Genomic DNA, 8,660 nt, shown 5'->3' on the forward strand with positions numbered 1-8,660 from the left:
TGTAACACGGTATTAAGATTGCGAGTACCCACAACTCCCCGTGTCATTGGGCAAAGCACTTGGACATCAGTGGCAGGATTAAAACCTAGGCGAGGGAGCAAGTCTGTAATCAATTCGCAGATTGCTTGCACTCCATGTTCAGGCTGATGACCGCCGCCATGCCACAGACAATCAGACACAGGATTGTCAGAGATTGGCTCGATTGTGGGATAAATTCCTCGATTAATTTGGTGAGCAGTAGAGATGATTGCGCTCTGTTGGGCTTGGCGAAATACCTGGGTCAGCCGCACCACGGGAACTCGCCCAGAATTGATCAGGTCAGCGAGTATTTGACCTGGCCCTACAGATGGTAGCTGGTCAATGTCACCCACCAACAACAGTAGAGCGCCAGCTAATACTGCTTTGACCAAGGAGTATGCTAAGAATAAATCAAGCATCGATGCTTCATCAACGATAATTGCTGTATGGGGCAAAGGGTTTTCACTGTCGCATTTAAATCCCCTTGTCCTGGGGTCAAATTCTAACAAGCGATGTATAGTCTTTGCTTCAAGTCCAGTCATCTCACCCAAGCGTTGAGCAGCGCGTCCAGTGGGTGCTGCCATTGCAATAGACTTCCCCATCGCTTTCCATAAACTAACTATCGTGTGGGTGGTGAAAGTTTTTCCTACGCCAGGGCCACCAGTTAGGATCATGATTTTGGAATAGGCTGCTGTTTCTACAGCTTGGCGTTGCTGTTCTGAAAGCTGAATTATACGGCTGGCTGTAAAGCGGTCAATCCAATCACGCACACGCTCAATGTCAGTGCCAACAGGGTTTTCCAAGCGTTGGCGTATCAGTTGAGCTAAATTCTGTTCCGTATGAAAGTAAGTCGGCTTATAGCAAAGTAGCCTTTTTTCTTCATCCCGCTCTCTAATCAGCTCGTCTGCCAGAGCCATATCTTTAATAATGATCGCAACCCCTTCTTCTGTGGGCTGATGAGATTCGGTAGTCAGCAGTTTGATTACCGACTCAATCAGTTCGCTTTGTGGCAGGTAACAGTGACCATCTTCGGCAGCTTCACTTAGGCAATGGATAATCCCCGCACGGTAACGAAATTCTGAGTCAGGCGCAATTCCGATATTTCTCGCAATCTTATCGGCAGTTAGAAAACCAATACCATAGATGTCGGCTGATAGCTGGTATGGGTTTTTGGTAACAGTGGCGATTGCCTCATCCTTATATTGCTTGTAAATCTTCACAGCATAAGTGGTAGAAACGCCATGTCCCTGGAGAAACACCATCACTTCTTTGATAGCTTTCTGAGTTTCCCAGGCGTTTTTGATGAGAGTGATCCGCTTTTTGGCAATACCCTGGACTTCAATCAGTCGTTCAATCTGGTTTTCGATGATGTCCAGGGTTTCTAAACCGAAGTGAGCAACAATCCGTTTTGCTGTGACTGGGCCAACACCTTTAATCAACCCACTACCCAAGTATTTTTCAATTCCAGTAAGAGTGGCTGGTTTGGTTTCTTTGTAGTTGACTACTTGGAACTGGGGACCAAATTGTGGATGGTCACGCCAGAAACCAGTTAGTTGTAGAGTTTGACCTGGCTGAATATTGGCAAAGCTGCCAACAATTGTTGTGAGTTCGTTGCTACGCGGACGAGTCAGCCTTGCCACTGTGTAGCCTGACTCAGCAGAGTAAAAAGTTAAACGTTCTACGACTCCGATGATTGTTTCGTGTTGAGGGAAGGCACTTATTTGTTGAGCGGAAAGATTAGGAGGAGTGAACATTGCCTGTTACAAGATACCGCCCATAATTATAGTACTGGGGATGGAGTCATTATAGTACATAAGTCCTTAACCAGATACCCAGTATTAGTGTCATCGAAAACTCACCCCGCTATGACGAAAGTCACTCTATAGCTCATGGCTTTTGGTTCTTTTTCTTCGACGGACTGCTGATTTCTTGCGTGCTTGAGGAGGACGGCAGCTTTTGCAGTAAAGCGGTCTTATGCCAAAGGTTTTTTAGCTAATTCATTTTCATCAATTTGTGAAATCGTTTTTCATCAATACATCCAACTGAGCCAACAGCTTCTCTAGCTTTGCTTTTTTCTTTGGATCGTCCCATATTTTTGACTGTTTAAAGCGACGGAGTGTGTCATCAACTCGGTCTTTTAGAGATGTTGGCTCTGTTTGAGCGCGAGATTCTGATTCCGACTTCTGTTCAATTTCTGGAATCTTCCGCTTAATTTCGCTCAATGAGAGATTGTAGGCGATCGCGTCTTCTAGTAGTTGAATTCTTGGTTTTTCATTTTTCACCTTAGCGATTGCCCGTGCTTTGGTGTACTCAATTTTTCCCGAACGTAATACTGAAAGCACATCTTGAGGGAGATTGAGTAAAGGCAAGCGATTGCGAACAAATGAATCCCACTTCATGCCTCCTAACGCTGTAAATATTTCCTCAATAAGTAGAGTTTGAGAATTACCCGTAACGTTACGGGTAATTTTCCCTTTAGCTTCGTTCTCCATTTTTTGAAGTAGTTTGACGGTTTCTGACGTACTGATTGACAATCGAAATGCCAATAGTTCAAGGATACCCTCAGTCTCTTCTAGTGGATTGAGGTCTTCGCGTTGCAGGTTTTCAACGAGGCGTACTTGGTACGTAGTCGCATCATCCATTATGCGGACTACTACAGGAACCTCAGTTAAAAGAGCCATCACTGCCGCTTTGTAGCGTCGTTCTCCGGCTACTAATTCATAATTGCCCTCAGAGAGCGGACGCACTAGCAGAGGCTCTAGAATACCCAATTCTTTGATTGAATGTGATAGTTCTTCAAGCTTCTGCTCGTCGAAATAGCGCCTTGGCTGTGAGGAAGGTAGCTTAATTTTGGCAATCGCAATTGTGTTAGTAGCGCTGGCTTGATCATCAGATTGTGACCCAGTTACAGTGCCAAACAGCAGATCGACAGGCTTTTTTATTGCAGCGTAAGGTTCGTTACGTTTGCTACTCACAGTTTTAATTCAAGTTTATCTATGCTATTAGCAATTTTTTTGAGTATACCCACGGCTGGATGGTTTTTATCAAATAATGCTAGTGGGACTCGGCGCTCAGAAGCATCGGCAAAGGCAATAGTTTTTGGGATTGGCGGGTATACAGTGCCAATCTCTGATAGTTGTTCTTGTACAGCTTTAAGTGTACGCGATTCCTGGGCGGTCCGACCATCGAACATTGTAGGAACAAATCCAGCAAATTGCAATCTGGGGTTGGTATGACTGCGGACTTGGGTGATCGTGCTGAGTAAAAGTTCAGTTCCCTTAAATGACTTGAATTGACATTGGATAGGGACGAGAATATGAGTAGCAGCAGTCAGGCTGATGATACTGAGTAACCCTAATGAAGGTGGACAGTCAATGAGAATGAAGTCGTAATTATCTTGCACATCCAAGAGTCCATTTTTTAGGCGATATTCTCTAGCGATCGCACTACTAAGTTGCATTTCACTAGCGGCAAGGTTAATGTCAGCAGGGACAAGCGCCATACCATGAATGGGTTCGGGATAGATAGGTAATGGTTTGTTATCAACTATTGTTTGTTGAATACTGATGCTCAATTCGTCTGGTTCGAGTCCCATAAATGTAGTGAGAGATGCTTGCGGGTCCATATCCACAAGCAAAACACGACGTTTTTTAAGTGCAAGGTGGTAGCCCAGATTTTGAGTAAGTGTTGTCTTGGCAACCCCACCACTTTGGTTAAATAGTGTAATAATCCGGGTTTGGCTCACTTGAATAAATTGCAGTTATGGCAAAAAGTACTTCTAATACAGGCAGATTGTAGCGCTTGATTAGGGGGAATACAACTCTTTGAGGTTGCAAGATTACTTTCCATCCCATACTGCCTATAAGTTGGCTATAGCAAGAGTATACAAGTTCTCATTTGAATACCGCGAACTATAACTGCGGTAACGGCGCTCACGCTGAATAGTTGTAACACCGTTACTACTGAACAGTATGATTAGTTATAGGGTATTACTTCCGAATTCCAACTTGTGATTTCTGACCTATGGAGTGAGTAATACTCAGAACACGCTACGTACTAACTATGAAGTTTATCGGCAAGCAGTAAAAGCTTATCCTCAAAGAACTTCTTTGGAATTGGCTTTGGGTGTGAATGATAATTCAGTTGAGAAAGCTGAACCTGTAAACAAGTAGTAGCCCACTCGTTACGTAGTCAGCAAGAAGTTATAGATCAAGACCGAATTGCTTTTCAACTGCTAGGATTGAACTTACAAGCCCTCTCAACAATCTCAAGTTTTACAATCCCCTCGGAAAGCAACCAATTTCTCCTAGTAAATTCCAATTGGATAAGTGCTAAGGCTACATCTTGCGGGGAAGTAAATTGTTAATAAAAAGAATAAATTAAACAGTCAACGATCTAATTTAATTTCTGCTACGTTGATAAAAAAGATTTCAGAAATTCTTTGCAGGGGTCACATAGGGTCTATATATACCCCAACAATAGTTCAGTACTTTGATGATGTTTTGACCCCTATGTAGGATGTTTATAGGTGCTAAATGGGGTATATCTGACTAGTTGAAATTTTGTGCCCCATTTAGCCCCCAAGGGGTTATGATAAGCTCTTGAGATTAGGGAAAAAAGGGAAAGCTATTTTATTCTTCTTTCTCTTGCTCTTGCAGATCACTTGAACAGATAATTTTCACAAATTAAAGTGTATTACTTAGAGCAGATGTCAAACATTCACAGCTTACAAAAAATTTTTCCTGCGGGTTTCGATAACGGTTACGGAAGTCTCAAACTTTTAGTCGATGGCTTTGAAGTAGTTCGTGTGCCGAGCTATATAACCAATGCCGAGATGGAAGATGTGCCAGGGCGCGTAGTTTTTAACGGTACTGCTTACACAGTTGGAGAGTCAGCTTACCGTACAGGAAATTATTTTGACCGCAACACAGACAATAATGAAAACAAAGTCAATAATGCGTTGTTGACTTTATTGGGTGCATTGGCACATCTTCCACACCGTAAGGCTTGGCACTTAAAATTAGTCGTCAGTTTACATGATGTTGGTCTGGCTGAAGAATTACAAAAAGTACTCAATGGAGAATATCAGCCAATACTTGCTGGCAAACAATCAGACGTAAAAGTAGAAGTCCTGAAAGTCGTACTAGAGGGAATGGGTGCATTGTTTGGGCATCCATTACCCAAAAAATTAACCATTTTAGACTTTGGCAATGGTACGACCCTGTATTCTCGTTACAACCGGGGTCAGCGAGAAGTTCACACTGCCTACCCTATCGGTGTAGAAGTTCTCATTGATGATATCTCCCAAAAAATGAAACATTTAAATGGCGGAAAAATCGGAGACCCATCTAAAATCCGATTTTGTTTGGAAATGGGGCATACCCGATACAGCCGTGACATCGATATCAAAGATGTATACACTACTTGTTTAAAAGATTGGTATGAAAAATACTTGAAGAAAGTGGTGAATCTAACACTTGATGCCAAGCACCAAGGGGATGAAATCTGGGCGATTGGTGGAGGTTGCCTTTTACCAGGATTTAAAAAGCTGTTGGAGAAAAACGGCTTCAAAATCTTGGACAATCCGGTAGAAGCCAATGTCTCTGGGCTTTTAGAGATGGCGAAAACCATTAACAGCAAAAATCTAACGGGCACATCTCTTAAGTGAAGTTATAACAATGGCAGATAAAAAAGACTTAGCACCGGAAAAAGTTCGTCTCAAAGATAATTACCGAGAGCGCATATTTGCAGAATCGCAAAAACTAGATAAAAGTTACCTGGACACGATTTACTTTATAGTTGATTGCTATTTTGTTTTCATTAAGGCTGGATTACCTGCACAACAAATAGTTTCCACACCGCTTAGTACTGAGTCAAACCAACTTCCTTCAATGACTTCGACTCTATTTGCACAGGAGAAAGAAGAAGATTCTTTAGGGGAAACATTCAGCCTTGATTTTGATTTGTAACCGTCAGAGGAAGTTGGCAACGGTAAAGAAGGGGAATTAGCCTTTAGGGTGGTAAGTGGAATGGCACGCTTGTTAAGCGTAAATCCCTGGTATTCCTGGATGAAAGGGTGTGGGGAAGGAAGAAGATGTTGAACTCCTTGACGTACTGGTATTCAATCATCTGAAATACACGAAGCTGCAACCCTGTCAGCAAAGAGGTTTCACATGAATCTTATACCAATTTTCCAAAATGAGGCAACAGATGTAAATCAGGAAAGTCCTGCTGTATCTAGGTTTCTTAATTGCAAATTGCGAATGGGCGAAAAAGCGAAAATCACAATTCCAACTACCGTATTAATCAGCGCGAAAATTCTCGGTGTCAGTTCTGTTTTTCGCAGTATTAGCCACTGCCCCAGGCTGACGATGATGCTAAAGATAACGGCAGCGATGGCGCACAGAATAATATTGTCTGGAAATCTGAACGGGTCTACTCTTAGGTTGATAATCAGTGGGACGGCAATGAATGAAGAGAGCAATAAGCCGAGAAACAAGCTGGCAACGCTCATCAACGCCCAGTAGCGACCGAGAAAACCAAGGCAAAACTGTAGCACCCATTCCTGGATTCCAAACATCAGCATCCAAAATGCAACTGCCGCGCTTATGTAATCAAGCATTAGCCCAAGTTTTACCCATGTGTTGAAGAGGGTAATTTCTAGGATAAGCTAAATCAACTATGGTGTATGACTTTTAGCCTTCATTACCGCGATTGCTCAAGGGTACTGGTGATGGCGATGGGAATTAACGTGAAATCGGGATGAGAGGGAAGTTGCAACGACTTCTGGTGGTACTGCTCACTGTGTCAAATATGCCAAAAGTTTAAACAAACCAGTGTTTAACGTATGGAAGCCCTGGGTCAAGTATAGAGGATTTTAAACTCGATTAAGAACGTGGATAGCTTTTAGCCAGCGGATTTTAGGCAATTGCTAGGATAAATGAACCATAAGTGGTACATTTGTACCTGTAAACAGTTAAATGTCAAAAAAGGTTCATGCCCCGAATGCTTCTAGAAGCAATATCTAGAAGCATTTTTTATCTTAAGTCCCATCTTTGTTAACGCCTGCGTCATGCACAACGACACACGCTCCTATGCCCACCAGCAGGCGGGCATAAGCTGCCCCCAAACCTCACCTGCTTCCAGTAATAATCGCTACTGGGTCGTCGAGTCGAATCACTTAACTTTCTCCTGACTTAAATTCTGCTTCCTAGTGGATGTATCCAGCGTTTAATGACTAGCGAGCGAGCTTAACTACCAGACTCGAATTAAGCCGAGCTGCGAAGCGGCTTCGGCTTGAATGAATTGTTAGACGGTGTACCACTCATTTCTTGGCGCATGCCGGGCTGTAAGACACGCGAGTTAGTGGGTGGTCATTAGTTTCTCGAACTAGTTCTCCACTTTCAGCCGCTGTCCGCTTCTTTATGTCAATCCATTCTTTGTCTGAGAGGAACTCTCTCCAGCGTAAATCCATTGTGCTTTTGTCCGGCCAAGCCAGAAGATAGATAAATTCAACCTTCTCACCAGAATCACTTTCCCATATGTCAATGATCTTAAAACCATGTCGCTTCATGATCCGTAGAGCATGATCCTGAAAACGCTGATGAAAAGCATCTTTGTTGCTGCGATTAACCTCATAGATTCTTAGTTGCTGAAGTTCGCTGCCATCGCTTGGACAAACATAGCTTTCCTGCACATTAACAATGCTAGGGAGGGCGATGAGCCAAAAGAGCGCTAGAGCTTTGAAAGTATGCATGATATTGTGCCTCATGGCTTAGTGAACGTTCTATAGCCGCCTAAACAACTATTACCCCACTGTTCCTATCTGTATAATTCGTACTTACACTCACCTGCTGCCAGGCATCCAAATCCGTTTTGACCCCTGAGAGTTTTTCCTGAATCAGGCTCATGGCATCCGTGCCTAACGCCAACCGCATCGGCGGATAAGGACTTTCCACAGCTTGAATGATGGCTTGCGCCGCTGCTCGTGGATTGCCAGGTTGCTTACCATCCATATCTTTGAACCACTGCAATGAAGCACCGCTCACGGTCGCATAGGCATCAATGGAAAGTTCTGCTGCTGCTAGAGAGCGTCCGTTAAAATCTGTGCGAAATGCCCCAGGTTCAATTAAAGTCACCTTAATTCCAAAGGATTCAACTTCTTTAGCCAGGGCTTCAGACGTGCCTTCCAGAGCAAATTTAGCGCCGCAGTAGAGACTACTTCCAGCAAATCCCACGAATCCTGCTGTGGATGACATATTCACAATGTGACCGCTGCCTTGCTGACGCATTATAGGCAAGACCGTTCGCATCAGACGGAGCGCCGCAAAGAAGTTGGTTTCAAAAAATTGGTGAATATCAACATCACTAACTTCTTCAAGTGCAGCAATGAGTCCATGACCAGCATTGTTGACCAGCACATCAATTCGACCAAATGTAGCGATTGCTGTATCAACCGCTACTTGTATGTCTTGGGATGACGTTACATCCAAACGTACAGCCTTTGCAGTCTCTGGATAAGCTAATCGGCACTTAAGTTGCATAATAAGAAGAGGAAGTCGTTTAAAAGCAACTATGCCACCAGCAGCTAAAAACTTTTTAACGTCGGAGCAAGTCAGTAAGCTACAGGAAGGTCTAAAAGA

At 43.4% G+C, this 8,660-nt stretch carries 9 protein-coding genes; 3 read left to right on the plus strand and 6 right to left on the minus strand.

The features are described from left to right. From recD2 to H6G97_RS39290, 3 genes are all read right to left on the minus strand, one after another. The coding region (gene recD2, locus H6G97_RS39280) for an SF1B family DNA helicase RecD2 (RefSeq protein WP_190946055.1) at nucleotides 1-1,772 on the minus strand (1,772 nt) is incomplete at its 3' end. 252 nt (nucleotides 1,773-2,024) lie between these two features. Beyond that, nucleotides 2,025-2,993 carry a ParB/RepB/Spo0J family partition protein gene (locus H6G97_RS39285; protein WP_190946056.1) on the minus strand — a complete coding sequence of 323 codons (969 nt, stop codon included), beginning with the start codon at nucleotides 2,991-2,993 and terminating at the stop codon, nucleotides 2,025-2,027. Beyond that, complete coding sequence (locus tag H6G97_RS39290; RefSeq protein WP_190946057.1) at nucleotides 2,990-3,763, minus strand: AAA family ATPase; 774 nt, start codon at nucleotides 3,761-3,763, stop codon at nucleotides 2,990-2,992. The genes H6G97_RS39285 and H6G97_RS39290 overlap by 4 nt, the downstream gene beginning before the upstream one ends. Before the next feature lie 283 nt (nucleotides 3,764-4,046). Here H6G97_RS39290 and H6G97_RS39295 point away from each other — a divergent pair, with 283 nt between their 5' ends. The 3 genes from H6G97_RS39295 to H6G97_RS39305 all read left to right on the plus strand — a co-directional run bounded on the left by H6G97_RS39295 (nucleotide 4,047) and on the right by H6G97_RS39305 (nucleotide 5,987). Continuing rightward, entirely contained in the window at nucleotides 4,047-4,190 is a 144-nt protein-coding gene (locus H6G97_RS39295) for a hypothetical protein (RefSeq protein WP_190946063.1), read from the plus strand. Nucleotides 4,191-4,726: 536 nt separating this feature from the next. After that, nucleotides 4,727-5,686: a ParM/StbA family protein gene (locus H6G97_RS39300; protein ID WP_190946058.1), complete on the plus strand. Its 960-nt coding sequence runs from the start codon at nucleotides 4,727-4,729 to the stop codon at nucleotides 5,684-5,686. A 10-nt stretch (nucleotides 5,687-5,696) separates the two neighbouring features. Further along, the gene (locus H6G97_RS39305; protein WP_190946059.1) at nucleotides 5,697-5,987 is read left to right on the plus strand and encodes a hypothetical protein; all 291 of its coding nucleotides are present in this window, start codon (nucleotides 5,697-5,699) and stop codon (nucleotides 5,985-5,987) included. Between the two features lie 248 nt (nucleotides 5,988-6,235). Here H6G97_RS39305 and H6G97_RS39310 read toward each other — a convergent pair whose 3' ends face one another. The 3 genes from H6G97_RS39310 to H6G97_RS39320 all read right to left on the minus strand — a co-directional run bounded on the left by H6G97_RS39310 (nucleotide 6,236) and on the right by H6G97_RS39320 (nucleotide 8,636). Next, on the minus strand, nucleotides 6,236-6,640 hold the full coding sequence (locus H6G97_RS39310; RefSeq protein ID WP_190946060.1) for a hypothetical protein: 405 nt from the start codon (nucleotides 6,638-6,640) through the stop codon (nucleotides 6,236-6,238). A gap of 702 nt (nucleotides 6,641-7,342) precedes the next feature. Further along, nucleotides 7,343-7,774, minus strand: a complete 432-nt coding sequence (locus H6G97_RS39315; RefSeq protein WP_190946061.1) for an NIPSNAP family protein — start codon at nucleotides 7,772-7,774, stop codon at nucleotides 7,343-7,345. Nucleotides 7,775-7,814: 40 nt separating this feature from the next. Beyond that, nucleotides 7,815-8,636 carry an SDR family NAD(P)-dependent oxidoreductase gene (locus tag H6G97_RS39320; protein WP_242055871.1) on the minus strand — a complete coding sequence of 274 codons (822 nt, stop codon included), beginning with the start codon at nucleotides 8,634-8,636 and terminating at the stop codon, nucleotides 7,815-7,817. Nucleotides 8,637-8,660: the final 24 nt, after the last annotated feature.

It is taken from the genome of Nostoc flagelliforme FACHB-838 (assembly GCF_014698065.1).
In the GTDB taxonomy this organism is placed as follows: Bacteria; Cyanobacteriota; Cyanobacteriia; order Cyanobacteriales; family Nostocaceae; genus Nostoc; species Nostoc flagelliforme_B.

Bases quoted from the DNA above. Each gene is read 5' to 3' on its own strand.
- H6G97_RS39300 (WP_190946058.1), top strand. From the start codon at position 4,727: ATGTCAAACATTCACAGCTTACAAAAAATTTTTCCTGCGGGTTTCGAT.
- H6G97_RS39305 (WP_190946059.1), top strand. From the start codon at position 5,697: ATGGCAGATAAAAAAGACTTAGCACCGGAAAAAGTTCGTCTCAAAGAT.
- H6G97_RS39310 (WP_190946060.1), bottom strand. From the start codon at position 6,640: ATGCTTGATTACATAAGCGCGGCAGTTGCATTTTGGATGCTGATGTTT.
- H6G97_RS39315 (WP_190946061.1), bottom strand. From the start codon at position 7,774: ATGCATACTTTCAAAGCTCTAGCGCTCTTTTGGCTCATCGCCCTCCCT.